Annotated in this window: 28 protein-coding genes; 10 read left to right on the forward strand and 18 right to left on the reverse strand. The window is 71.1% G+C overall.

What is annotated here, in order from left to right; genetic code table 11:
* Window positions 1-72 precede the first annotated feature (72 nt).
* The 6 genes from HB662_RS21925 to HB662_RS21950 are packed head-to-tail and all read right to left on the reverse strand — an operon-like array spanning window position 73 to window position 3469.
* Complete coding sequence (locus tag HB662_RS21925) at window positions 73-1137, reverse strand: EscU/YscU/HrcU family type III secretion system export apparatus switch protein (RefSeq protein WP_168052784.1); 1065 nt, start codon at window positions 1135-1137, stop codon at window positions 73-75.
* A gap of 3 nt (window positions 1138-1140) precedes the next feature.
* On the reverse strand, window positions 1141-1923 hold the full coding sequence (locus tag HB662_RS21930; RefSeq protein ID WP_168052786.1) for a flagellar biosynthetic protein FliR: 783 nt from the start codon (window positions 1921-1923) through the stop codon (window positions 1141-1143).
* Window positions 1924-1953: 30 nt separating this feature from the next.
* Window positions 1954-2229: a flagellar biosynthetic protein FliQ gene (locus tag HB662_RS29805; RefSeq protein WP_168052788.1), complete on the reverse strand. Its 276-nt coding sequence runs from the start codon at window positions 2227-2229 to the stop codon at window positions 1954-1956.
* 60 nt (window positions 2230-2289) lie between these two features.
* Entirely contained in the window at window positions 2290-2589 is a 300-nt protein-coding gene (locus HB662_RS21940) for a flagellar hook-basal body complex protein FliE (protein ID WP_168052790.1), read from the reverse strand.
* Window positions 2589-2996, reverse strand: coding sequence for a flagellar basal body rod protein FlgC (flgC, locus tag HB662_RS21945; protein WP_168052792.1), 408 nt, complete (start codon window positions 2994-2996; stop codon window positions 2589-2591). The genes HB662_RS21940 and flgC overlap by 1 nt, the downstream gene beginning before the upstream one ends.
* Window positions 2997-3022: 26 nt before the next feature.
* Window positions 3023-3469, reverse strand: coding sequence for a flagellar basal body rod protein FlgB (locus HB662_RS21950; RefSeq protein ID WP_245185800.1), 447 nt, complete (start codon window positions 3467-3469; stop codon window positions 3023-3025).
* Between the two features lie 129 nt (window positions 3470-3598).
* Between HB662_RS21950 and HB662_RS21955 the strand changes: the two genes are divergently transcribed.
* From HB662_RS21955 to HB662_RS21970, 4 genes are all read left to right on the forward strand, one after another.
* The gene (locus HB662_RS21955; protein ID WP_168052794.1) at window positions 3599-3850 is read left to right on the forward strand and encodes a hypothetical protein; all 252 of its coding nucleotides are present in this window, start codon (window positions 3599-3601) and stop codon (window positions 3848-3850) included.
* 46 nt (window positions 3851-3896) lie between these two features.
* Entirely contained in the window at window positions 3897-4193 is a 297-nt protein-coding gene (locus HB662_RS21960) for a flagellar biosynthetic protein FliO (protein WP_168052796.1), read from the forward strand.
* Window positions 4190-4912, forward strand: a complete 723-nt coding sequence (fliP, locus tag HB662_RS21965; RefSeq protein ID WP_168052798.1) for a flagellar type III secretion system pore protein FliP — start codon at window positions 4190-4192, stop codon at window positions 4910-4912. The genes HB662_RS21960 and fliP overlap by 4 nt, the downstream gene beginning before the upstream one ends.
* 87 nt (window positions 4913-4999) lie before the next feature.
* A complete protein-coding gene (locus HB662_RS21970) occupies window positions 5000-6400 on the forward strand; it encodes a hypothetical protein (protein ID WP_168052800.1) in 1401 nt (466 codons plus the stop codon).
* A 114-nt stretch (window positions 6401-6514) separates the two neighbouring features.
* Here the strand turns inward: HB662_RS21970 and speE are convergent, their stop codons facing one another.
* From speE to HB662_RS22015, 9 genes are all read right to left on the reverse strand, one after another.
* Window positions 6515-7384 (reverse strand): polyamine aminopropyltransferase, encoded by an 870-nt coding sequence (speE, locus tag HB662_RS21975; RefSeq protein ID WP_168052802.1) that lies wholly within the window; start codon window positions 7382-7384, stop codon window positions 6515-6517.
* Window positions 7385-7460: 76 nt separating this feature from the next.
* Entirely contained in the window at window positions 7461-7913 is a 453-nt protein-coding gene (gene speD / locus HB662_RS21980; RefSeq protein WP_168052804.1) for an adenosylmethionine decarboxylase, read from the reverse strand.
* 212 nt (window positions 7914-8125) lie between these two features.
* Window positions 8126-11293, reverse strand: a complete 3168-nt coding sequence (locus HB662_RS21985; RefSeq protein ID WP_168052806.1) for a tetratricopeptide repeat protein — start codon at window positions 11291-11293, stop codon at window positions 8126-8128.
* A gap of 26 nt (window positions 11294-11319) precedes the next feature.
* Window positions 11320-11943 carry a protein phosphatase CheZ gene (locus HB662_RS21990; RefSeq protein ID WP_168052807.1) on the reverse strand — a complete coding sequence of 208 codons (624 nt, stop codon included), beginning with the start codon at window positions 11941-11943 and terminating at the stop codon, window positions 11320-11322.
* Window positions 11936-12316 carry a response regulator gene (locus HB662_RS21995; protein WP_437168553.1) on the reverse strand — a complete coding sequence of 127 codons (381 nt, stop codon included), beginning with the start codon at window positions 12314-12316 and terminating at the stop codon, window positions 11936-11938. Before HB662_RS21995 ends, HB662_RS21990 begins: the two co-directional genes overlap by 8 nt.
* Before the next feature lie 45 nt (window positions 12317-12361).
* A complete protein-coding gene (locus HB662_RS22000; protein WP_168052811.1) occupies window positions 12362-12988 on the reverse strand; it encodes a MotE family protein in 627 nt (208 codons plus the stop codon).
* Window positions 12989-13065: 77 nt separating this feature from the next.
* Window positions 13066-13512, reverse strand: a complete 447-nt coding sequence (locus HB662_RS22005; protein WP_168052813.1) for a DUF6468 domain-containing protein — start codon at window positions 13510-13512, stop codon at window positions 13066-13068.
* 10 nt (window positions 13513-13522) lie between these two features.
* Window positions 13523-14650, reverse strand: coding sequence for a flagellar motor switch protein FliM (fliM, locus tag HB662_RS22010; protein WP_168052815.1), 1128 nt, complete (start codon window positions 14648-14650; stop codon window positions 13523-13525).
* On the reverse strand, window positions 14647-15201 hold the full coding sequence (locus HB662_RS22015) for a flagellar basal body-associated FliL family protein (protein ID WP_245185801.1): 555 nt from the start codon (window positions 15199-15201) through the stop codon (window positions 14647-14649). Before HB662_RS22015 ends, fliM begins: the two co-directional genes overlap by 4 nt.
* Window positions 15202-15448: 247 nt before the next feature.
* Between HB662_RS22015 and HB662_RS22020 the strand changes: the two genes are divergently transcribed.
* From HB662_RS22020 to flgH, 5 genes are read left to right on the forward strand one after another with little or no spacing between them, the layout of a single operon-like run.
* Entirely contained in the window at window positions 15449-16195 is a 747-nt protein-coding gene (locus HB662_RS22020) for a flagellar hook basal-body protein (protein WP_168052817.1), read from the forward strand.
* Window positions 16196-16197: 2 nt separating this feature from the next.
* Complete coding sequence (locus HB662_RS22025; RefSeq protein ID WP_168052819.1) at window positions 16198-16422, forward strand: hypothetical protein; 225 nt, start codon at window positions 16198-16200, stop codon at window positions 16420-16422.
* Window positions 16423-16425: 3 nt separating this feature from the next.
* Complete coding sequence (gene flgG / locus HB662_RS22030; RefSeq protein ID WP_168052821.1) at window positions 16426-17211, forward strand: flagellar basal-body rod protein FlgG; 786 nt, start codon at window positions 16426-16428, stop codon at window positions 17209-17211.
* A gap of 5 nt (window positions 17212-17216) precedes the next feature.
* Window positions 17217-18137, forward strand: a complete 921-nt coding sequence (gene flgA / locus HB662_RS22035) for a flagellar basal body P-ring formation chaperone FlgA (protein WP_168052823.1) — start codon at window positions 17217-17219, stop codon at window positions 18135-18137.
* Window positions 18134-18859, forward strand: coding sequence for a flagellar basal body L-ring protein FlgH (flgH, locus tag HB662_RS22040; protein ID WP_168052825.1), 726 nt, complete (start codon window positions 18134-18136; stop codon window positions 18857-18859). The genes flgA and flgH overlap by 4 nt, the downstream gene beginning before the upstream one ends.
* A gap of 149 nt (window positions 18860-19008) precedes the next feature.
* Here the strand turns inward: flgH and HB662_RS22045 are convergent, their stop codons facing one another.
* The 3 genes from HB662_RS22045 to HB662_RS22055 form a co-directional block, all read right to left on the reverse strand.
* A complete protein-coding gene (locus tag HB662_RS22045) occupies window positions 19009-19761 on the reverse strand; it encodes a DUF5677 domain-containing protein (RefSeq protein ID WP_168052827.1) in 753 nt (250 codons plus the stop codon).
* 143 nt (window positions 19762-19904) lie between these two features.
* Window positions 19905-21764, reverse strand: a complete 1860-nt coding sequence (recQ, locus tag HB662_RS22050) for a DNA helicase RecQ (RefSeq protein WP_245185802.1) — start codon at window positions 21762-21764, stop codon at window positions 19905-19907.
* 68 nt (window positions 21765-21832) lie between these two features.
* Window positions 21833-22237 carry an OmpA family protein gene (locus tag HB662_RS22055; protein ID WP_168052829.1) on the reverse strand — a complete coding sequence of 135 codons (405 nt, stop codon included), beginning with the start codon at window positions 22235-22237 and terminating at the stop codon, window positions 21833-21835.
* A 132-nt stretch (window positions 22238-22369) separates the two neighbouring features.
* Between HB662_RS22055 and HB662_RS22060 the strand changes: the two genes are divergently transcribed.
* The gene (locus HB662_RS22060; RefSeq protein WP_168052831.1) at window positions 22370-23374 is read left to right on the forward strand and encodes a hypothetical protein; all 1005 of its coding nucleotides are present in this window, start codon (window positions 22370-22372) and stop codon (window positions 23372-23374) included.
* Window positions 23375-23382: the final 8 nt, after the last annotated feature.

Here is a 23382-nt window from a genome sequence, read left to right on the forward strand (position 1 = left end):
TCGGGGCTGGCCGCGGAAGGCGCGGGTCTTTGGGCATCCATGCAATCATCACGCGCATTGTTCGCCCCACTATCAACTATCACGTGCCGCAGCGCCACGCTGGCGCCAGACATAGGCGATGATTTCCGCAACGGCCTGGTAGTGGTCCGGCGGGATCTCGGCATCGACCTCAAGCCGCCACAGGGCGCGGGCTAGGGGTGGGTTGGCTACCAGGGGCACGCCAGATCGCTGCGCCACCTCCCGGATGCGGGCGGCCATGGCGTCCACGCCCTTGGCCACCACTTTCGGCGCGGCGCTGTCGCCGCCATAGGCGAGCGCCACCGCGTAGTGGGTGGGGTTGGTGACCACCACGGCGGCGCGCGGCACCGCCGCCATCATCCGCCGACGGCCCTGCGCCTGGCGCATCTGCCGGCGGCGCGCCTTCATGGTCGGGTCGCCCTCCGACTCCCTGGATTCCTCCCGCAGATCCTGCTTGCTCATCCGCAGACGGCCGAAATGGCGGTGGCGCACCCACATCACATCGAGCAGCGCGATGCCGGCGAAGGCCACCAACGCGGCCAGCATCAGGCGCAGCGCCGCGGCGCCGGCGGTAGCGGGCAGCCCGCCCGGCGCCTGGTGCAGCGCCGCCTGGATCTCCCGCAGATCGCCCAGCGCGAACCACAGCGCCGCGCCCACCAGCGCCAGCTTCAGCAGGTTGCGGAGGAACTCCATGCCCGCTTCCGGCGCCACCAGGCGCTTCAGCCCAGCCCAGGGGCTGATCTTGTCCAGCCGCGGCGCCATCATCCTGGTGGAGACCAGCCCGCCGGTCTGCAGCAACGTCGCCGCCACCGCCGCCAGCGCCGCCGCCGCCGCCACCGGCAGCACCGCCATCAGGCCGAGGCCGAACAGCGCCCGCGCGGCGTCCATCATCCCGAGTGCGTGGCCGCGTTCCAGCGTGGCGCGCATCGCCCGCAGCATCGCCGTGCCGGTTACCGGCAGGGCGTAGATCGCGGCCAGCGTGGCGGCGGCCAGCGCGGCCCAGCCCACCGCCTCCCGCGACATGGCGACCTGGCCGTCCTCCCGCGCCTTCTCGATCCGCCTGGGTGTGGCGGCCTCTGTCCGGTCGGCGGCATCGCCCGCCTCGCCGCCTTCCGCCATGGCTCAGCGCAGCCCCGGCAGGGCGGCGAAGCTGGTGCGCAGCGCCTCGGCGAAGGTCGCGATCATCGGCGGCGCCAGCAGGCCGAGCAGGGCCAGCCCGGCCAGGATCTGCCCGGGCACCGCAACGAAGAAGGTCTGCACCTGCGGCGCCAGGCGCGCCAGCAGGCCGAGCGCCACGTTCAGCACCACCGCGCCGATGACGAAGGGCGCCGCAAGCCGCAGCGCAAGCGAAAGACTATCCGCCCCCGCCTGGGCCACCACCTCAACCGCCATTCCGGCCGGAAACGGGTTGCCCGCCGGCAGTACCACGTAGCTTTCCACCAGCGCCCGCAGCGGCCAGGCGAACAGGCCGCTGGACATCACCAGCACCACCGCCAGCAGCCCCAGCGCGCGGCCGAGCGCGGTGGCCTGCGCGCCCAGCGCCTGGTCCATCACCAGCAGCCCACCCAGGCCGATCAGCGCCGAGATCGCCTGCCCCGCCATGGCGAAGGCGGTCAGCGCCAGCCGCGCCAGGCTGCCGATCCACAACCCCACCACCACCTCGATCGCCAGCAGCCGCGTGGCCTCCGCCGCATCCTCCGGCGCCGGCGGCAGGCCGGGGGCGATGGCGGTGAACAGCAGCGCCACCAGCGCGAGGCCGAGGCCGAGCCGAACCGTCGCCGGCACCTCCTGCTCCCCCAGCCCGGGCAGCAGCAGCACCGCGGCACCAAGGCGCGCGAAGACCAGCACCGCCTGGAAGGCCAGGCCCGGCAGCGATTGCAGCAGCAGCAGGTCGCTGTCGTTCATGGTGCGCTGTCGTTCACGGTGCGCTGTCGTTCACGGCGCGCCGCCGATCTGGATCATCCGGTCGAACAGCGTCACGGTCCAGCCGGTCATCACCTGGGTGGTGAAGGGGCCGAGCAGCAGCATCAGCGCGCCGCCCATCACCAGCTTCGGCACGAAGGCCAGCGTGGCCTCCTGGATCTGCGTCAGCGCCTGCACCAGCGAGACGACAAGGCCGATCGCCAGCACTGCCAGCAGTGGCGGCCCCATCACCTGGGTCGAGACCCACAGCGCTTCCCGCAGCGCCTGGCCCATGGCCTGTTCAGACATCCGGCCCTCCTGGCCAAGCAGCCACGCCCTACGGGCGCGATCGAGCGGTGGCGCGACGCCTCAGATCGGCATCCGCATGACTTCCTGGTACGCCGCCACCACGCGGTCGCGCAGCGAGACGGCGGTCTGCAGTGCGAGCTCGGCGCGGGAGATGCTGAGTACGGCGTCGGAGACGCTGCCCTGGCCCATCAGCGCCTGCGTCGAGGCCGCATCGGCGCTGCGGCCGACCTGCACGCCGGATTCCATGGCCCGGGTCAGCGCCGCGCCGAAGCCCTCGGACGCCTGGGCGCCGGCCGGGGTCGCCGGCCCTGCCCCGGCCAGCGCATAGGCTGCCGCGGCCTGGGCCGCGCCGATGGCCATCAGCGCAGCGCCTCGATGGCGCGGGTCAGCATGCCGCGCGTGGTCTCCAGCACGGAGAGGTTGGCGCTGTAGCTGCGCTGCGCCTCCCGCATGTCCATCACCTCGACCACGCTGTTCACGTTGGGCAGCTTGACGTAGCCGCGCGCATCGGCGGCCGGGTGGGCGGGGTCGAAGCGGGTCGGGAAATCGCCCGGCTCGGTGCCGATGCGCGACACGCCCACCACCTCCGCCCCCAGCGAGCGGTCCAGCCGGTTGGCGAAGCTGACGGTGCGGCGGCGATACGGGTCCGCACCGGCGGATTCCCCCGTGCTGTCGCGATTGGCGAGGTTTTCCGCCACCACCCGCAGCCGGGTGGATTGCGCGGCCATGCCGGCAGCGGAGATGCGAAGCGCCCGATCGAGATCCATAACCTGTCCTCCTCCAGACGCCCCACTCAGCCCTGGCGGCCGAGTGCCAGGCGGAACATGCCCATGAAGCTGCGGTGCACGGCCATCGCGAGCGCATGCGCCGTATCCGTCTCCGCCATCCGCACCGCCTCGCGGTCCAGCGACACGGCATTGCCATCCGGCACCGCCTCCGCCACCAGCCGATCCTCCGGTGCCGCGCCCCGGTTGCCGCCGCGCGGCGCCAGATGCGTGGGCGCGGTGCGCGCCATGTCCGGCGGCAGCGCCGCGGCCAGGTGGCGCGCGAAGGGCAGCAGGTCATGCGGCCGGTAGTTCGGCGTGTCGGCATTGGCGATGTTGCGCGCCAGCACCACCTGCCGCCGGTCGAGCCAGTTCACCCGCCTTGCGGCGAGTTCCATCGGGCTGGCGCCGGCCGCGCGGGCGGCGGCACGCCCGGCCGGGCCGGATGCGGTGGGTGTGGCGGTCAGGGCTTCCATGCGCCCATCCTGGCGCGAAGGGCATGAAGGAAGGGTTTCCGTGGCGGGGCCGGACGCGGCACCGCCGCCGCTGGCGCACCCCGCTGGCGTGTTGAGGAATCCTTCACCCCGGTCTGGCCAAATGCCGCCATGCAGCAGACCGCCACCCATGCCGAGGCCGTGCATGCCGCCATCGAATCGATGGGCGGCACCGTGCTGGTCGCCCGCGCCCTGGTGGAAGGCGGGCGGCGGGTGGACCTCGAGGGGCTCGACCGCGACGCCACCGCGCTGTGCGCAGCCGTGCTCGCCCTGGGGCCGGAGGATGCCCGCAGCCTGCGCCCGGCGCTGGAGGCGCTGCTGCGCCAGGTGAACGACCTGACGGCGGAAGTGGCGCGCGGCTGAAGCGCGTGTTGAGGCGCGCCGCAGGATGCGGCGCGCGGGGGACAGGATGACCGAGACCGCCAGCCTCATCACCGCCGGATTGACCGCCGTCGCCGCCCTGCTCGCGGTGCTGGCGGCGCTACTGCTGGCCGGGCGCGCGGCGCGCGCGGCCGGCATCGGCCAGCGGCTCGGCCGCCGCCTGTCCATCGAGGAAAGCCTGCAACTGGATGGCCGCCGCCGCCTGCTGCTGCTGCGCTGCGATGATCGCCGCCTGCTGCTGGTAACCGGCGGAACACAGGAGTTGATGCTCGGCTGGCTGCCGCCGGAGGGCCAGCCGCCCCGCCTGCCGGAGACTGGCCGGTGACCCGGCTCCTGGTCCTGATCATCCTGCTGCTGCCGGGGGCGGCGCTCGGCCAGAGCCTCAGCCTCGATCTCGGCGCCGGGCAATCCGGCACCACGGCGCGGCTGATCCAGTTCACCGCGCTGATCGGCCTGCTGTCCCTGGCGCCGTCGCTGGTCGTGATGATGACGGCCTTCGCCCGCATCGTCATCGTCCTGGCCCTGCTGCGCAGCGCAATCGGTGCGCCGTCCATTCCACCCAACCCCGTGCTGATCGGGCTGGCGCTGTTCCTGACGCTGTTCGTGATGGAGCCGGCGCTGGTGCAATCTTGGGAACTGGGGCTGCAACCCATGGCCGCCGGCACGATCGGCGAGCTGGAGGGGCTGCAGGCCGCCGCCGAGCCGTTCCGTCGCTTCATGGCCGCCCAGGTGCGCGATGCAGACCTGGCGCTGTTCCTGGATCTCGCGAACCTGCCGGTGGCCGATGCGGCGCAGGCGCCCTGGCGGGTGCTGACGCCGGCCTTCATGGTCAGCGAGCTGCGCCGCGCCTTCGAGATCGGCTTCCTGGTCTTCCTGCCCTTCCTGGTGATCGACCTGGTGGCCGCCAGCCTGCTGATGTCGCTCGGCATGATGATGCTGCCGCCGACCATCGTGGCGCTGCCATTCAAGCTGGCCTTCTTCGTGCTGGTCGATGGCTGGCGGCTGATCGCGGGGAGCCTGGTGCAGGGCTTCGCCTCGGGCTGAGCCTCCCTGAAACGGGCGAAACCGAATAGTCATTGCGCCGGTTGCGACGCCGGCCGCACCGTCCCGCCCGGGTTGCGGGGGCGGGCCATGTTGCGCGGGATGATCGCGATGCTGCTGCTCGGCATGCTGTGGGCCTCACCGGGCCAGGCACAGGCGCTGTCCCGTGCCCTCCAGTGCAGCGCGCCGGTGCCACGGGACGAGCCCTGGCGCGTCGGTTCCGGCTTCATGGTGATGGAGGATGTGGCCCGCTACCTGAACAGCAGCGCCCCATCCCTGCCGCTGCGCCCGGTGCGGCAGACCGCCAAGGCTGTGCCGACGCTGGAGATCACACTGGCGCGGCCGGATTGGCTGACCCCGGCCGAGTGGCGCAACGCCTTCTTCGAGGCGGTGGTCTATCCCGATGGCATCTCCCCGGTCGATCTGCGCGAAAGCCACCTGCAGCGCGGCACCGTGCTGCCGCCCTCGCCGGATGATGACCTGACCACCGTCTCCGCCCTTTTCCCGACCATCGAGCGCGGCTGGTGGCCATCCTCCTGGCAGGTGGTGCTGTTTCTCTGCCTGGACCCGACGCAGGCGGATGCAAGCCCGCTGCGCGCCAATGGGCGGGAGCTGCGGGCCTATGCGCGGCAGCCGATGTTCGTCTCCACGCTGCGGCTGTCATCCGCGGTGGGCCTGCTGACGGTGCTGGCGGCCTATCTGGCGCTGGCCTGGGCGGCGTCGCGCATCCATGTCCGGCAATATGAACACGCCCGCCGCCTGCTGGGTGACGGCGCGCCCGGCGCCTTCGGCTATGCGCTGCGGCCGACGGTGATCGCGCAGGACAGCTTCGGCTATTGCAGCCTGTCGCGCTTCCAGGTGCTGCTGTTCACCCTCGTCCTCGCCGGTGTCTATGCCTACGTCATGGGCCGCACCGGGGAGATGCCGGACCTGTCCACCTCCGTGCTCACGCTGCTCGGCGTGACGCTGACAGGATCGACGCTGGCGCGGCTGACGGAAGGGTCCGTGATGCACACGGCGAACCGGCTGTGGCTGCTGGGCACCGGGGTGCTGGACGCCACGCCGCGGCTGCCGCGCCTGACGGACCTGGTGGAATCGGATGGCGAGATCGACGTGACGCGGGTGCAGGCGCTGCTGTTCAGCATCTTCGCCGCCATCGCCCTGGTGGTCAGCGGCACCGGCGACCTGGAGAACTTCACCCTGCCGGAGCAGCTCATCACGCTGATCGGCATCAGCCAGGCGGTCTATGTCGCCGGCCGCGCCCTGCCGCGGGATTCGGCGAAGCGGCTGAACGAGGAAATCGCCGCCATCCGCTCCGCCGAGGCGCGCGTGCTGGCCGATGCGAATGATGCCAATGCGCGCAAGGAGTTCGAGACGGCGCGCAACGCCATCGCCTCCTCCCTGCGCGACGTATTCAGCGAACGCTTCTGCGAGCGCCGGCTCCGCGGCCTGCAGCCGGGCGACCGCGTGCCTCCGCCGGCGGAAGCGTAGCCCGGAAGCCCCCTGTGCTTGGGTGGGGGTCACGCGAGACAGCGAGCACGTTCCCGCGCCTGCGCTTCCCCTCACCCAACCCTCTCCCCCCTCCATGAGCAGGGGAAAGGGCTTTCAGCCGCGCGGCAGGTGCATGCCGATATAGGGCGGCAGGTTGAAGGCCCCGACATGGATTTCCGGCGTCCAGTAGCGGGTGGTGTCCAGTACGCCAGCCACATCCGCGCGGCGGCGGATTTCGGCCACATCCACCTGGCGGCAGCCGGCATCCTTCGCCGCCCAGCCCAGCGTCATGAAGCCACCGACATAGGTCGGCACGGCGGCGACATAGGCGAAGACGTCGGGGAAGACCTTCGCGCGGCGCAGCGACGTCTCGCGCAGTTCCTCCGCCTGCATGAAGGGCACGCCGCACTGGTTCACCACCAGGCCGCGGTCGCTCAGGATGCGGGCGCAGTTCGCGTAGAACTCGTCGGTGAACAGCACCTCGCCGACGCCGATCGGGTCCGTGCTGTCGACGATGATCACGTCGTAGCTGCCGGCTTCGGCCTTGCGGACATGGTCGATGCCATCGCCAACGATGACGGTGGCGCGCGGGTCGGTCCAGGCATCGCCGCCGATCGCCGGCAGGTGTTCCTTCGCCAGGCGGATCACCTCGCCATCGATCTCCACCATCACGGCCTTCTCCACCGTGCGGTGCTGGAGGACGCGACGCAGCACGCCGCCATCGCCGGCGCCGATGATCAGCACCCGCCTGGCATCGCCATGCGCCAGCAGCGGCACGTGGGCCAGCATCTCCTGGTAGACGAACTCATCCGCCTCCGTGATCTGCACCACGCCATCCAGCAGCATGACGCGGCCATGCAGGTGGCTTTCGAAGATGCGGATGTCCTGAAACTCGGACTTCACATGCGCCAGTTCGCGCTTCACCAGGAAGCGTTGCCCCCACTCGGCGTAGAGCGTCTCGTTCACCCAGCTTTCGGTCGTCATCATTGCATCCCATGCGCGCAAAAAAGGGCGGGCCCTGCGGCCCGCCCCCGTATCCTCCGGCCAGGCCGGCGGGGTTCTACCCGATAAGGCCGCGCTTGTGCTCGGCAAGCTGCACGCGTTCCGCGAGAAAACCCTTCTTCAGCGCCGGCAGCGCCTTGTAGGGGTCGCAGTCGCCGCAGACGAAGATGTCGAGCGCCGCATAGTCGCGTTCCGGCCAGGTGTGGATCGACACATGGCTTTCCGCCAGCACCAGTACGCCGGACACCCCACCATTCGGAGAGAAGTGGTGGAAGTGGCCGTGCAGGATGGTGGCGCCGGTGGCCAGCGCACCCTCGCGCAGCACCGCGTCGATATGGTCGGGGTCGTCGAGATTCGTCGCCCCCCACAGGTCGATGATCAGATGCGTTCCCGCATAACGCACGCCGTTGCGATGGACAAAATAGTCCTTCGTTTCCGCCGAGCGGTTCTCATCATTCTGGGCGTCGCTCGGGAGATCCGAGACCATCCCCAGTTGGACGAGAGCTTCCATGGTAAGGGCTCCTTCCAGCCAGCAGATGACCGGGATGATCGCTCGCCGCGGGAATGCGGCTGTTCAAAGCAGATCGGGTCAAGGCGGCGGCATATGGGGCAAACCAGGGGGGGGTGCAAGCGAATTCGGGACCAAAGGCCGCAAAAAAAGCGGGTCACCCCCCGGGGGGGACCGGCGGCTTTGCCGGTCCCCCCCGGGGGGAGGCACGAAAATCACCGTGTGACGGCGCTTTCCGCCCGCAACCCGTCCAGTCTGCCGGGCAGCCCGCGCGCGACATCCAGTTCCTGTTCCAGTCTCGGCAGGTCCGCCAGCCCGGCCACGCGATCCCCGGTGAGCAGGTTGAAGGTGCCGGAGAGCGGGCCGTCCGACATCCGCGCCTGTTCTTCCGCGCGCAGCTCCGCCAGCCCCGATTCGTCGCCCGCCAGGGTCAGCAGCGCCGCGATGCGGGCCACGATCGGCTTCTGCGCCTCCTCCAGCGCTGCCGGCGCGGGGGGTGCCACGCTGGCCAGATGCTGGCGCAGCGCCGCGGCGGCGCCGGCCCAATCCTGCTTCTCCTCCAGCAGCACGGCGAGCTCGGCCGCCGCCGCCGGCCCGGCCTGGCGGTAGCTGGCCACCGCCTCATCCGGTTCCCCGGCCCGCGCCTGGGCGCGTGCCTTCAGCAGCAGGCGCGACCGGGTGAGGCCGGGCGAGAGGCGCGCATCGCCGGTTTCCTCCAGCGCCTTCAGAGCGCCGCGCGCATCGCCGGCGCCCAGCGCCAGCCCGGCCAGCCTTGCGCCGATGCGGCCCTTGCCCTCCGCATCCGGGGCGCGTTCCACCGCGCCGCGCAGCACGTGGCGGGCGCGGTCCAGCAGGTCCAGCGCCGCCAGCCGGTCGGCCAGCGACCCCAGCGCCTGCTCGGTCGCCTCGCCCGGCGGCAGCATGTCGGCATGGGCGTCGTACAGCACCACCGCGGCCACCGGCGGCGAGCGATCCAGCGCGCCCAGCAGGGCCTCCACCTGGCGCGTGCGCAGTCCGGGGGCGAGTTCCGGGAACATCGCCGCCGTCTCCCGCAGCAGGTCGAAGGCGCCCCGCGCATCGCCGGCCAGCATCCGCAGCTCCGCCAGGCGGGACCGCCCCTCCGTCTCCAGCGCATCGCCGCGCCAGGCGGCCAGGGTCGCCTCCAGCGCCGCCGCCGCGCCGGCCGCGTCGATCAGCCCGCGCGCCAGGCGCAGTTCCGCGGCGCGCCGCATGGCGATGGCCCGTGCCCGGCGATCCCGGCCCAGGATGAGCTGGTCATAGGCGGCCAGCGCCGGCTCCACGGCGCCTTCCGCTTCCAGCACCCTGGCGCGGGCCAGCGCCAGCGGCGGGTCGTCCTGGTCGCGGGTGGCGAGCAGGCGGCGCGCGGCATCCCCCTGCCCGCCCACGGCCAGCGCCTCCGCCGCCAGCGGGGCCAGCCGCGCCTGCAGCGGCGCGGGGTAGGACAGCAGCAGCGGCAGCCCGGTGGCGACGGCGGCGCCTGCCTCCTGCCCCCGGGCGGCGGCCAGCAGCGCGCGCCACAGCGCAATCTCGTCGGTCTGCGGCAGGCCGGGGTGATCCAGGCCCACCGCCTCCGCCAGCCTGCCACCCAGCAGCGCCGTGGCGCCGTGCAGGGCGCGGGCGCGCGGCTGTTCGGCCAGCACCGGGTCCTCCCGCAGCGCCAGCATCACCATCGCCTGCGCCTCCTGCGGCAGGCCCAGCGCCAGCAGCGCCTCCGCCACATGCAGGCGGGGCACCCCGCGGCTGAGCGGCGCGGCGGCGGCGACCGCGCTGGTGGCGTTGCGGACGCGTTCCTGCAGCCCGGCCAGATTCTCCGCCGGCAGGTCGAAGCTGCGCGTCATGGACGCGGCGGCGGCGGCGGCGCCCGGCACTTCCGGCCCCAGCGCAAGTTCCGCCCCCGGCGCGGCACCGGCCAGGAAGCGGCCGGGCAAGGCGCGCAGGGTCACGGTATCGGCGCGCGGCAGGATGGCGGCGCCGAGCCGCGTCGGCAGCAATTCGAAGATGGCGGCACGCCGGCCATGCGGCACCGCCTCCGCCCCGCCGCGCACGGTGCCGACCAGCAGCGCGGTGCCGGTCTCGGGGTCGAGGACGGAGACACTGCCACCGGCGTGTTCGGCGCGCAGCAGCAGGCGAGTGGGCGGGCCGGCCTCGATCTCGGGCAGGATGCCGCGCAGCCCGGCTTCCTGCGCCGGCTGGTCCAGCACCCAGGCATTGCCGAGCCGCCTCAGCCGGGGCGCGGCCAGGCCGGCGGCGGGCAGGCGCAGGGTCGTTGCCTCCGGCCCGGTGGTGCTCTCGGCGGCGGCCAGCGCCGGATTGCCGCGCAGCGCCGCGAGGTCCAGCGGCATCGGCATGTCGAGCACCAGCATCCAGATCCCGCCCCGCCGAAACAGCGCCGCGCCGACCTGCGCCGGGGCGGTGATGCTGATCACCGGGCCGGGCTGCAGGCGCACCGCCACCGGGCGCTGGCTTTCGGCGGGTGGCAGGCTGGTGGCCGATGCCGGTTCCGCGGGCGCCGAGACCACTAGCGCCGAGATCGGGAGCGCCGAGACCGGGAGCGCCGAGACCGGGAGCGCCGAGACCGGGAGCGCCCGTTCGGCGGCTGCCGGCTGCGCGATTGCCGGTTGCGCGACACGCGCCGGGGCCGGCTGGGGCGGTGGCTGGGTTTCGGCCGCGGGCAGCACCTCCACCTGCACGGGCGCGCGCGGCGCGGCGGCGACAATGACGGCCGCCTCGGCGGGTGGCGGCGTCGCCGGCTGGAAGGGCGACCCGGCGGGTACGGCAACGGCGGCCCTTACAGGGGGGTTGGCAGGCGGGGCCGCGGGCGGGGCGCCGGCCTGGGCGCTGCCCTCCACCACACGGGGCACGACACGGGATGGCGCCGGGCGCGGCGTGGCCTGGGCGGTGGCGCGCGTTGCGGAGGCCGGCTCCGGGCGCCCGCCGACGGCGCCGAACTCGGTGCGGCCGGGATCCAGCACATCCACCACCACGCGGTTGCCGAGGCGGAAATGCCGGATCGTCGCGCCGGGGGCCAGGCTGATCTCGGCGCTGTCGGTTGCGGTGGTCACGCCGAACACGTTGCGGGGCGGGCGGCGCAGCCCCGCCGCATCGAAGTTGGCGGGGCTGGTGAAGCGCAGCACCACGCGGCCATCGGATTGTTCGACACGGTAGGTGACGTTGCCGGGCCATTCGAAGACCACCCGGCCGAAATTGGCATGGTCGCCGACCCGGACGCCCACCCGGTCCTGCGCCCAGGCCGGGCCCGCCAGCAGCGTTCCCACCAGCAGCGCGCCCAGATGCAGCGTCCTGAAATGCGAAATCCCCGGATCCGGGGCGGCGGCACCGGAAAGGCCGCGCGAACCGCGCATCGGCAGCTTCCTTCCCGGTTTGGCCATCAGTCGAAATCCGCCATCAGCTTGTCGATATCCGCCTGGCTGACCCCGGCGCCCGGAAGCTGCGGACCATTCGCCAGGCGGCGGCCCTCCGTCTCATCCGGGTCCGCCGGCGCCGGCGGGGCGTGCTGCTCGGCTGCGCCTGCGGCGCCGCCGAAGCGGGAGACCACCTGGTCCACCCGCGCCTCGATCGCCTTCAGCGCCGTCACCACCTTGCCGATGCGCTGGCCGGTGATGTCCTGGAAGCTGCAGGCCTCATAGATACGGGTCACGGCAGTGGCCAGCGCATCCGCCTCGACGCCGCCGACCCGGGTGGCGACGCCCTCCAGCGTCTCGCATACGTCCAGGATCTCGTTTGTCGCCTGCGCGGTGTGGCCGACGATCGCGTCCAGCTCATCCGTCGCGGAGGGGATGTGGCTGAGCGTGATGTCGTCGACGCGGAGCGAGGCGATTTCCTGCTTGGCGCGCGCCACGGTGCGGCCGAGCCCTTCAAGCTCGGCCAGCAGCGAAGCCTCGACCACCGAAAGGTCGCCGGACATGGTGCCCAGCACGGCGCGCACCGCGGATTCGATGCGCTGCCCTTCCGGTGCGAGGTCAGCCCCATTCGGGGCAATCCCGTCAGGCATTCGCCATCACCTTTTCGATCTTGCCGCGCAGCGTCTCGGCGTTGAACGGCTTCACGATGTAGTTGGAGACGCCGGCGGCCTTGGCGGCAACCACGTTCTCCGTCTTGCTCTCGGCCGTGATCATGATGAACGGCGTCGATTTCAGGCGCGCATCGGCGCGGACCTCCTTCAGCAGGTCGAGGCCCGTCATCGGTGCCATGTTCCAGTCGCTGATCACCAGTCCGAAATTGCCGGCGCGCATCTTCGCCAGCGCTTCCGCCCCGTCCGTCGCTTCCTCGACATTCTCGAAGTCGAGCTGCTTCAGCAGGTTACGGATGATCCGCAGCATGGTCTTGTAGTCGTCCACGATCAGAACGGAAGTGTTCTTGTCCATCAGCATTGCGCCCCTGTTAACCACACACCGCCATCCTGGCGCCTCTCACTGTGCCGAAATGCGGGCCGCGCGCAGGCGCGCCAGTTCCGCCGTCAGCGACCGCGCCCGTTCGGGCAGCATGGCTCCCATCACGGGCGCGGCCTTCGCTTCGCGCATCTGGTCCATGATCCGGACCAGCACGGGCATTTCGAGCTCGTTGAAGATCACCGCCGCATCGCGCGGGCGCATGCCTTCGTAGAGCTTCACCAGGCCACGCAGCCCGGCCTCCTCGCGCGCCGCGCGCTCGCGCTCCAGCGCCTCGAGCCGCCGTTGCAGCGCCACCAGTTCCTCCACCCGCTGCGCCAGGCGGCGCTCGGTGGCGGCGACCATGGTCTCCCGCGCCACGGCCTGCGCCTCGCGCGCCTCGATCGCCGCACGGCGGGCGCGCAGCGATTCCAGCACGGCGCGCTCGGCCGCCTGCTCCGCCGCCTGCTCGGCGGTCGGCCCGGGCGCGGCCGGGGGCGGGACCGCGGGCGCGACCGGGGGCGTGGCCGCCCGCGTGGCAGGTGCCGCCGGGGGTGGGTCCGCGGCGCGGGCCGCCGTGATCATCGGCAGCATCGGCTCGCCGGCGCGCAGCATGCGCTCGAGCTTGGCGCCGGCCAGCAGCGCCATCACGCCGAAAGCCAGCGGCATCAGGCGCAGGCGCCGGATACGGAGCGGGGGAACGCGAAGCGGGGGAATGCGAAGCCCGGGAGCCTTGAGGCGGGGCATCAGCGCCCGCCTCGCAGGGCACGCAGCAATTCGCGTTCCGCCTCGCTGCGCGGCGACTGGCCTGAGGCGGTGGCATAGCTGGCGGATTGCGCCGGGGCCTCGAGCGCCATCTCCGGTGCCGGGCGAGCCTGGCGGACCAGGCCATCCAGGCGATCGGCCAGTTGTTCCGCGCGCTCGGTCAGGAAGCGCAGATCCTCGCGCAGCGGCTCCGCCACCGCCACCCGCTCCGCCACGGAACGCCCCGCCTGCTCTGCGGTGGCACGCAGCCGGGCGAGCGCCGCCTCGGCCGCCTCGCTGGCCCGCGCAATGCCGGCGGCCCCGGCTTCCAGCGCCGCGCCTTCGCGCCGCAGCGCGCTGATCTGGCGTTCCAGCCGCCAGGCGAAGGGCACGGCAATGGCCATCAGCAGCAGCAGCGCGCCCTGCGAGATCCATTCCAGGGTGCTCATGCGATGATGCTCATGCGATCTGGCCCATCACCGCTTCGGCCGGAATTTCCCGCCCGCTGTCGATCCGCACCGCCAGCCGGTTCTCCCGCCGGCCGAGCTGACCCGCGAACAGCGCGACATCGCCGCAGCGCAGCCGGACCGGCGCCCCAGGGGGGGAGGACAGGGTGATGCGGTCACCGACATTCAGCCGCAGCACCTGCGACAGCAGCATGGTCTGTTCGTCCAGCACCACATCCAGCGAGACATCCGTCTGGCGCAGTTCCTCCGCCAGGTGGGTTTCCCAGATGCTGTCGCGGCCGAAGCGCTCGCCCATGAATTGCTGCAGCAGCAGCTCGCGCACCGGCTCCAGCGTCGCATAGGGCAGCATGATCTCGATGCGCCCGCCGCGATCCTCCATATCCACCCGTAGCCGGCCCAGCACGGCGGCATTCGACAGGCGGGAGATGGCGGCGAAGCGGGGGTTCACCTCCAGCCGGTCGAAGCGAAAGTCCACCGGGCACAGCGGCTCGAAGGCGGCGCGCAGATCGGCCAGCACCACCGTGATCAGGCGTTCCACCAGCGTGCGCTCGATGGTGGTATAGGGCCGCCCCTCGATTCGCATGGCCGCGGTGCCGCGACGGCCGCCGAGCAGCACGTCCACGATGGAATAGATCAGGCTGCTGTCGACCACGATCAGCCCGTAATTGTCCCATTGCTCCGCCTTGAACACCGCCAGCATGGCCGGCAGCGGGATCGAGTTCAGGTAGTCGCCGAAGCGCAGCGAGGTCATCGCATCGATCGAGATCTCCACATTGTCGGAGGTGAAGTTCCGCAAGGTGGTGGACATCAGCCGCACCAGGCGATCGAAGACGATCTCCAGCATCGGCAGGCGTTCGTAGGCGATCAGCCCGGCGGAGATGATCCGCTCGATGCCGCTTTCGCCGCTGTCGCCAGCCGGGCCGTTGTCGAAGCCCAGCAGGCTGTCGATCTCGGCCTGATTGAGCACCCGCGCGGCATCCGCGGCCGGCGCCGCCTCCACATCGTCGAAGGGGTCCGGCGCGGCGGCGCCATCGGCCTCGACGGAGGCGCCCCAGGCGGCGGCGAGCTCGTCCTCCTCCGCGCTGCCGCCGGCTTCCGGATTTTCTCCCTGGCCGCTCATTGCACCAGCAGTTCCATGAACAGCACATCGGTGATGCGCGCGGGCGTGGCGGCCAGCGTGGCGCGGGCGATCAGTTCTTCCCGCAGCCGATGCGTGCCGGCGCTGCCGCGCAGCTCATCCGGCCGCACTTCCCGCAGATAGGTCTGGAACAGGTCGAGCAGCCGGGGCATCGCCTCCGTCACCAGGGCGGCATCCTCCGCCTTGCTGATCTCCAGCTTGGCGCGCAGCCGCACGAAGACCGGGCGGCGGCCCGGCGCGTTCAGGTTGGAGACGATCTCCGGCAATTCGACGAAGGCCGGCGGGCTGCGTGGCGGTGGCGCGGGTTCGGCTTCCGCCGCCGCAGCTTCCTCCGTCACCGGGGGTGGGCCCATGCCGAGCAGGCCGGGCAGGATGCCGCTGAACCACAGCCCGGCGCCGCCGCCCACCAGCAGCAGCACAGGCAGCAGGATCAGCAGCAGCTTCTTCTTGCCGCCGCCCTTCGCCGGTGGGGCTTCGCCCTCCGCCGCCGCATCCGTCTTGGCTGCCGCTGCCGCCGCCATGCTTCCGATCATGCCTTTCATTCTGGCCCGGCTTGTTGGGGCCGGGTGGGGATCCGCTGGCGCCCAGGATGACGCGCACGGCTTAAGGAAGCCTTGCGGCGGGACGGTTGCCGCCGGCGGCACCCTGGCTTGCCGGGGGCACGGCCAATCCTGCCCCTCCCCCGGCAGAAGCTGCATGGGCCGGACCCCGTTTCACCGCCGCAGGGCTGGCACGCGGCTTGCGGTGCGCCCCGCAGAAGCGGAGCCCGAGACACACCCCATGGACAGCCCCGGCTATATCGTCCTGTCCCGCCTGGTGGCGCAGACCCGCGCCAGCGCGGTGACCGCCAACAACATCGCCAATGCGGACACCCCCGGCTTCCGCGCCGCCCGCCCGCTATTCGGCACGGTGCTGGAGCGCCAGATGGACGCGCAGGTACCCTCCGGCGGCCGCGACCTGGCCTTCGCGCAGGACCGTGCCACCTGGCGCGACACCATGCCCGGCAGCCTCGCCACCACCGGCAATCCGCTGGACCTGGCGCTGGCCGACCCGGAGGGGTTCTTCGTGGTGCAGACGCCGCGCGGCGAGCGCTTCACCCGCGCCGGCCGCTTCAGCCTGGATGCCGAAGGCCGCGTGGCCGATGCCGAGGGCAACACGCTGCTGAGCGCCGATGGCCAGCCGATCCGCGTGGCGCAGGGCGACAGCCGCATCGAGGTGCAGGGCGATGGCACGCTGCGGACCGAAAACGGCCCGGTCGGCCGCTTCCGCGTGGTTCGCTTCGCCGACCGCCAGCAGCTCAGCGCCGAGGGCGATCGCCTGTTCGCCGCGCCGGAGACGATGCAGCCGACGCCGGTGGACCGCCCCGGCGTGGTGCAGGGCGCGGTGGAGGGCAGCAATGTCCGCCCCGTCATCGAGATCACCCGCATGACGGAGGAGCTGCGCGAGTTCCAGTTCGTCGCGCAGATGGCGGAGAAGGAGAGCGAGCGCCTCGGCTCCGCCGTCGATCGCATCCTCAGGCGCCGGTAGGGGTGCCCGGGACCATGCACAGCCAACACATCGCCGCCCGGTCTTTCACCAACGCCGTGCCGGCGACGGCGAAGGGGATCCAGGCCATGCACAGCCAACACATCGCCGCCCGGTCTTTCACCAACGCCGTGCCGGCGACGGCGAAGGGGATCCAGGCCATGCGCAGCCTGCACATCGCCGGCCCGGTTTCACAACAAGCCGTGCCGGCGACGGCGAAGGGGATCTAGTCCATGCGCAGCCTGCACATCGCTGGCACTGGGATGATGGCCCAGCAGACGAATGTCGAAGTCATTTCCAACAACATCGCGAATATGAGCACCACCGGCTACAAGCGCCGGCGCGCCGAGTTCCAGGACTTGATCTACCAGAACCTGCGCCGCGTCGGCAGCCAATCGGCCGATACCGGCAGCGTGCTGCCTTCCGGCGCGCAGGTCGGCCTCGGCGTGAAGACCGGCGCGGTGTACCGGATTTCCGAACAGGGCAGCCTGAGCCAGACGGAGAACCGCTTCGACCTGGCGATCCGCGGCAATGGCTATTTCCAGATCACCCTGCCGACCGGGGAGGTTGCCTATACCCGTGACGGCACCTTCGCCCTGTCGCCGGAAGGCGTCATCGTCACCTCCGATGGCTATGTGGTGCAGCCGGGCCTCGCCGTGCCGGCGGCGGCGCGCGATGTCACCATCAATGCCTCGGGCGAGGTGCTGGCCAAGCTGGATGGCCAGGTGGACCCGCAGAATATCGGCCAGCTCCAGCTCGCCATCTTCGCCAACGAGACCGGGCTGGAGGCGATCGGCGACAACCTGATGCTCGCCACCCCCAGCTCCGGCGCCGCGCAGCAGGGCGCGCCGGGCGCGGTGGGCTTCGGCCAGGTGCTGCAGGGCTTCGTCGAGACGTCGAACGTGAACGTGGTGCAGGAGATCACCAATCTGATCACCGCGCAGCGCGCCTATGAGATGAACAGTAAGGTCATCTCGGCCAGCGACGAGATGCTCTCCACCCTGTCGCGGCTGCGGTGACGGCCATGCGCTGGATCATCCTGCTGCTGCTCGGCCTCGCACCCCCCGCCGCCGCCACCGAGCCCCCCACGTTGCGCCCCTTCGCCACGGTGGAGGAAGCGGTGGTGCGGCTGGAGGATCTGTTCGACGGGCTCGGCGAACGCGGCGCCACGCCGCTCGGCCCGGCGCCGCCGCCGGGGCAGCGGCTGGTGGTGGAGGCGCCGCAGCTGGCCGCCATCGCGCGGCGCAACAACGTGGCCTGGCGCCCCTCCGGCGGCGCCGAGCGCGTGGTGCTGGACCGCCCCGGCCGCGCGCTGGAGCGGGAGGAGGTGCTGGCCGCCCTGCGCGACGCGCTGCGCCCGCGCGGGGTGGAGGAGGAGACGGAGCTGGAACTGCAGGCCTTCCACGCGCCGCTGGTGCCGCCCGCCGCCTTCCCGCAGATCATGGTGGAACAGGTGAGCTACGACGCGCAGACCCAGCGCTTCACCGCCGGCCTGGCGGTGACCGCGGATGGCATGGCGACCCAGCGCATCCGCCTGGCCGGCCGGGCGGTGGCGACGCTGCCGGTGGTGCTGGCGGTGCGGCGGCTGGGGGTGGGGGATGTGGTGCGGCCGCAGGATGTGCGGCTGGCGCGCATTCCCGCCAACCGGCTGCGGGCCGGCGCGGCGGAGCGGCTGGACCAGGCGGTGGGCCAGGCGCTGCGCCGCCCGACCTCGCCTGGCCAGCCGCTGATGGTGGCCAGCCTGTCCGAGCCCCTGGTGATCGAGCGCGGCAGCACGGTGACCATGCAGTACGAGATCCCGGGCCTTTCCGTCACGGCGCTCGGCCGTGCCATGGAAGGCGCGGCGCGTGATGCGGTGCTGGCGGTGATGAACCTCAACAGCCGGATCGTGGTGGAGGCCCGCGCCATCGGCCCCGGCCGCGTCCGCGTGGAGGCCGGCCGATGAGGTCCCTTCCCCTTCTGGCGCTGGCCCTGGCGCTGGGCGCCTGCGAGCGGCTTTCCGAGGTCGGCCGCCCGCCGGCGATGGCCCCCGTCACCAGCCCCACCGCCGCCCCCGGCTACCAGCCGGTGAGCATGCCGATGCCGGCGGCGCAGGCGCCCACGCATGGCGGCAACAGCCTGTGGCGCCCGGGCAGCCGCACCTTCCTGCGCGACCAGCGGGCGGCTTCGGTCGGCGACCTGATCACGGTGCTGGTCAGCATCCAGGACACCGCGCAGTTGCAGAACACGACGGAGCGGGAGCGGGAGGGGACGGATACGCTGGGCCTTCCGCGGCTGCTCGGCCTGGAAAGCTCCCTCACCCGGCTGCTGCCGAACACCATCGACCCCTCCGCGCTGGTGCAGACCAATGGCGCGCAGACCAGCAGCGGCGTCGGCACAATGCGGCGGAACGAGACGGTGACCCTGCGCCTGGCGGCGACGGTGACGCAGACGCTGCCCAACGGAAACCTGGTGGTGGCCGGGCGGCAGCAGGTGCGGGTGAACCACGAGATGCGCGAATTGCAGGTGACGGGCGTGATCCGGCCGCAGGATATCGCGAGCGACAATACGGTGAAGCATGACCGGCTGGCGGAGGCGCGGATTGCCTATGGCGGGCGGGGGACGCTGTCCGATGTGCAGGCGCCGCGGTATGGGCAGCAATTGCTGGATATTGTGCTGCCGTTTTGAGGGTGAGTGGCTGAGAGTGTACTGAATGGACGAGAAGTGGCTGTCTCGAACTCGCTGCTATGGCGCGGTTCGGCAGCCTTCGGACGGTCCGCTCCCGAGTTTCGACCTACGACAGCTGACGCACTAGCCGAAAGGATAGGTAATTTGCTCTATCCGATCTCGGTAGATGTCTTGAGCGCGTCGAACTCACCAACCAGTCCGCCAAGACCCTCGCCAGGAGGTAGGAAGCCCATCATCTCATTAAAAGCCACACAACACCCGATTAGCGCGATGCAGGCGTAATGGACCGTTAAGGCCATTTCGCCTCGACTTTGAGCAGCCTCCATGTTGATCCCGCGGAAGCCATCTGCCCCACAAACAATGAAGCGATTCAATGCTCTGACAGATGGGTGCGCCGCGTCCGCTGACAACATTTTATATATAACGTACGAATCCGAAATTAAGCTCTTCTTCGCAACGCTCTCTGGCCGCAGCCTTTTGGGCTTTGACAACCTATCGGTTAGCTTACTAAGGTGATCGGTAAATGCTTTTTTTCTGGCCTCGTCGATAGAAGCATATCCGATTACCATCTCGGTGAGCCATGTTGTACTGACCAATTCGTCACGGCCCATGTCGTGCACGAATGCGTCTCCTTCGGCCTGGACGCCGGCAATCCAGAATAAATTCTCGAGACATGATCGGGCCAGAGTGCGCGCCTCAACGATCAAACCCTCGCGGGCCACGCAAAGTGTACCCTTGAAATTTCCAACTGCGCGAATCAAGAGAGTTGCCGCAACAACCTTCGGATCAGATGACCCTTTCTCCGTGATTACGATATTTGAACTGGCTAGAAGCTCAACAGAGAAATTATGCAATCTGTCGGCAAAATTTAGCCACGCGATCATCGGAGCATCAAACGTCATCTCAGATTTTCCTGGCGGGAACCCATAAAATATCAGCATTCGCTCGCGATCCGTTTCACCTGATTGAGTAGGCGACAGGATGTTGAGGCGAAAAAGCTAAATCTGACGGGCTTCGCGAGCGAGCTCGCGCACCCCTTACTCCCCTAAACCCCCGCCAGCACCCGCAGCACCGCATCCCCATACCGGTCCAGCTTGGTCCGCCCCACCCCCGCAATCCCGCCGAGCTGGTCCAGGCTCCGCGGCCGCTGCGCCGCGATTTCCGCCAGCGTCCGGTCCTGGAAGATGACATAGGCCGGCACGGACTGGCTCTGCGCCTCCCCCCGCCGCCAGTCGCGCAGCGCCTCGAACACCGCGTCGCCCACCGGCGCGGCGCTGCCGCCGCCTCCACCACTGCGGGCGGCCCGAGCGGGGGCGGCGCTGGCCTGCACCAGGTCCTCCCGCAGCATCACCTTCTCCTCGCCCTTCAGCACCGGCTTGGCGGCGTCCGTCGGCACCAGCTCGCCGTGGTTCTCCACGGCCACGTCCAACACCCCGCGCGCCACCAACTGCCGGGCCACGCCGCGCCAGGCAAACTCGGAAAGATCCTTGCCGACGCCGAAGGTCGGCAGCTTGTCATGGGCGAATTGCGCCACCTTGTCGGTCAGCTTGCCGCGCAGCACGTCCACCACATGCGCCACGCCGAAGCGCCGCCCCGTCCGCAGCACGGCCGAGAGCATCTTCTGGGCCGCCACCGTGCCGTCGAACAGGCGCGGGGGAGACAGGCACACGTCGCAATTGCCGCAGGGCGGCGGCTCGGCCTCCCCGAAGCAGCGCAGCAGGATCTGGCGGCGGCAGGTGGCGGCCTCGGCGATGGCGACCATGGCGTCCAGCCGCTGCCGCTCGATCCGCTTCTGCTCCGGCGCCGCCGGGCTTTCCTCGATCCGGTGCCGGCCGAGCGCGATGTCGCCGGCGCCGTACAGCAGCAGGGCACGCGCCGGCAGCCCGTCCCGCCCCGCGCGGCCGATTTCCTGGTACCAGCTCTCCGGCGATTTCGGCAGGTCCAGGTGGACCACCCAGCGCACATCCGGCCGGTCGATCCCCATGCCGAAGGCGATCGTCGCGCACATCACAACCGAATCCCCACGTGCGAAGCGCCGATGCGCCTCCCGCTTCGCCTCGGATTCCATGCCGGCATGGAAGGACAGCGCATCATGCCCATCGCCGCGCAGCCATTCGGCGGTCTGGTCGGTCTTGTTGCGGGTGCCGCAATAGACGATGCCGGCGCCACCCTTGGACGCCTCCTCCCGCAGCAAGGCGCGCAGCTGGGCGCGTTCGGATTCGCGCGGCGCGGCCTCGATGCGGATATTCGGGCGGTCGAAGCCGCCGCGGAACACGGGGTCCTCCGACAGGCCAAGCTGCCGGCGGATATCCTCGACCGTGCGCGGATCGGCAGTGGCGGTCAGGGCCAGGCGGGGAACCCGGGAAAAACGTTCCGCCAGCACGCCGAGGCCGCGGTATTCCGGCCGGAAATGGTGCCCCCATTGGGACACGCAATGCGCCTCATCCACCGCGAACAGCGCGACGGGCAGTTCCTCAAGCCGGGACAGCATGCCTTCCAGCGCCAGCCGCTCCGGCGAGACATACAGCAGCTTCAGGTCGCCATTGTGCAGGTCGCGCAGCACGTTGCGTGATTCGCCTTCCGGCAGATCCGAATGCAGCGCCGCCGCCGCCACGCCCTGCTGGCGCAGCGCCGCCACCTGGTCCTCCATCAGGGCGATCAGGGGGGAGACGACAATGCCGACCCCCGGCCGGCACAAGGCAGGCACCTGGAAGCACAGTGATTTGCCGCCGCCGGTCGGCATCAGCACCAGGCCGGAGCCTCCGCCGGCGACATGGCGCACCACTTCCTCCTGCCGCCCCCGGAAGCCGGGGTGGCCGAAGACGCGGCTGAGCACGTCCAGCGGGTCCGTGCTCTCGTCGGGGTGGTCGGGCATCAGGGGGGAGAATCGGCCGTCATCGGGCATGGCCCTGTCTGCCACGCCCGGCGCCGCAAGGGCAGGGCCTCCCCTGCCCCCGGAATGTCATGCACCGCTCAGGGGTAGCCCACCACGATCTCGACCCGGCGGCTTTCGATCGGCACCGCGTCGAACGGCACCGGGCCGCGGCCGACCACGGAGATGCGGCTGGTCGGGACGCCGCGCTTGGCGATCTCATCCGCCACATGCTGGGCGCGGCGGCGGGACAATTCCTGGTTGAAGGCCTGGCCGCCGGCCGGGCCGGCAAAGCCGCGCACCTGCACCGGCACTTCCGGGTGGCGGCGCGCCAGGCGGGCGGCGTTGGCGAGCACGGCCATGGCCGGCTCATCCAGTTCCACGCTGTCCGTCTCGAAGAACACCACGCGCGGCGGCTGGCCGACCAGCTCGCGCGGATCCGCGGCACAGGCGGCCAGGAGGGCAGCCGGAACAAGTCCGGCCAAGGCGAAAGCGCGGCGACGCATGTGAAAGACTCCGGGAGGGAATTGACCCATAGGTCGCGCGGCAGGGCATGCCGCGTCAATCGCGACATCAACCAGCTTCACGTGATGCGGCGCGCTCAGGCGGTATTAACCCGCCTCGCGCATCCTGCGGCGGTGTCCCAGACCGAGTCCCCCCCGACGAGCCTGCCGGACCCGCGCGGCTTCGACCCGGTCCGCTTTCCCGGCACGGCCGAGGGCGAGACCTGGCCGCCGCCGCAATTCCTGTTCCAGGCGAGCTGGCTGCGCGAGCCGGGCATGGCGTTCGAGCGTGACCCCTCCGGCGGCATCGGCCTGGTGCGGCCCTATGCCCATATGCGGATGCTGGCGGATCTGGAGAACGCGCATCTGCTGCTGGATATCGCCCCCGGCACGCATGATTTCCGCCTGCTGCGCCTGGTTCCGGCCGCGCTGCGCTGCGTCGAGCGCATCACGCCGGGCGACCCCGTCCCCGGCCCGCTGCTGGATGAGGACCCGGAGCCGGTGGCGGAACACCACCTCTACGCCGCCACGTCGGAGCTTGTCGCCCGGCTGGCGGCCACGGCCGGGGAGGAAGGCGAGGCGCTGGCCGAGGCGATGCGCCGCACCCCGCCCGGGCCCGCGATGTTCGAGGCGGCGATCGCCCATTGCATCACCAAGGGCGGCTTCCCCATGGGCACCATGGCGCCGCTCGGACGGCGCCTGCAGATGCTGGCGAATGCCCATGCCCGCGTGCTGACCACCGCCGCCAGCCAGCCGGATTATGAGGCGATGGAGCGCATGGTCCGCCGCACGCGGGATGCGCTGGGCAGCGACCGGCGCTGGGCCGGGGATCTGCTGACGCGGGCGATGGACGGGCTGATGCCGATGATCGCCCGGCCGCGCCGTGCCGCCGCCGCCCTGCTGGCCACGGCCGAGGAAGCGATGCGCCGCCCGCTGCCGCTGGAGGCGCCGACCCGGCTGATCCGTGACCAGCTCGCGCTGCGCGACCGGCTGCTGGACCTTTCGGTATTCTGGCACCGGCTATCCGCCGCCTGGCTGGCGGTGGACCCGGATACGACGGACCGGCGGGAGATCGAGGCGCTGGCCCGCAACGCCCTGCGCCGCCTGGCGCTGGAGCCGCTGTACCGGGCGCCAGACTAGGGGCGGCG

Source organism: Falsiroseomonas frigidaquae (genome assembly GCF_012163145.1).
Classification (GTDB): Bacteria; Pseudomonadota; Alphaproteobacteria; order Acetobacterales; family Acetobacteraceae; genus Falsiroseomonas; species Falsiroseomonas frigidaquae.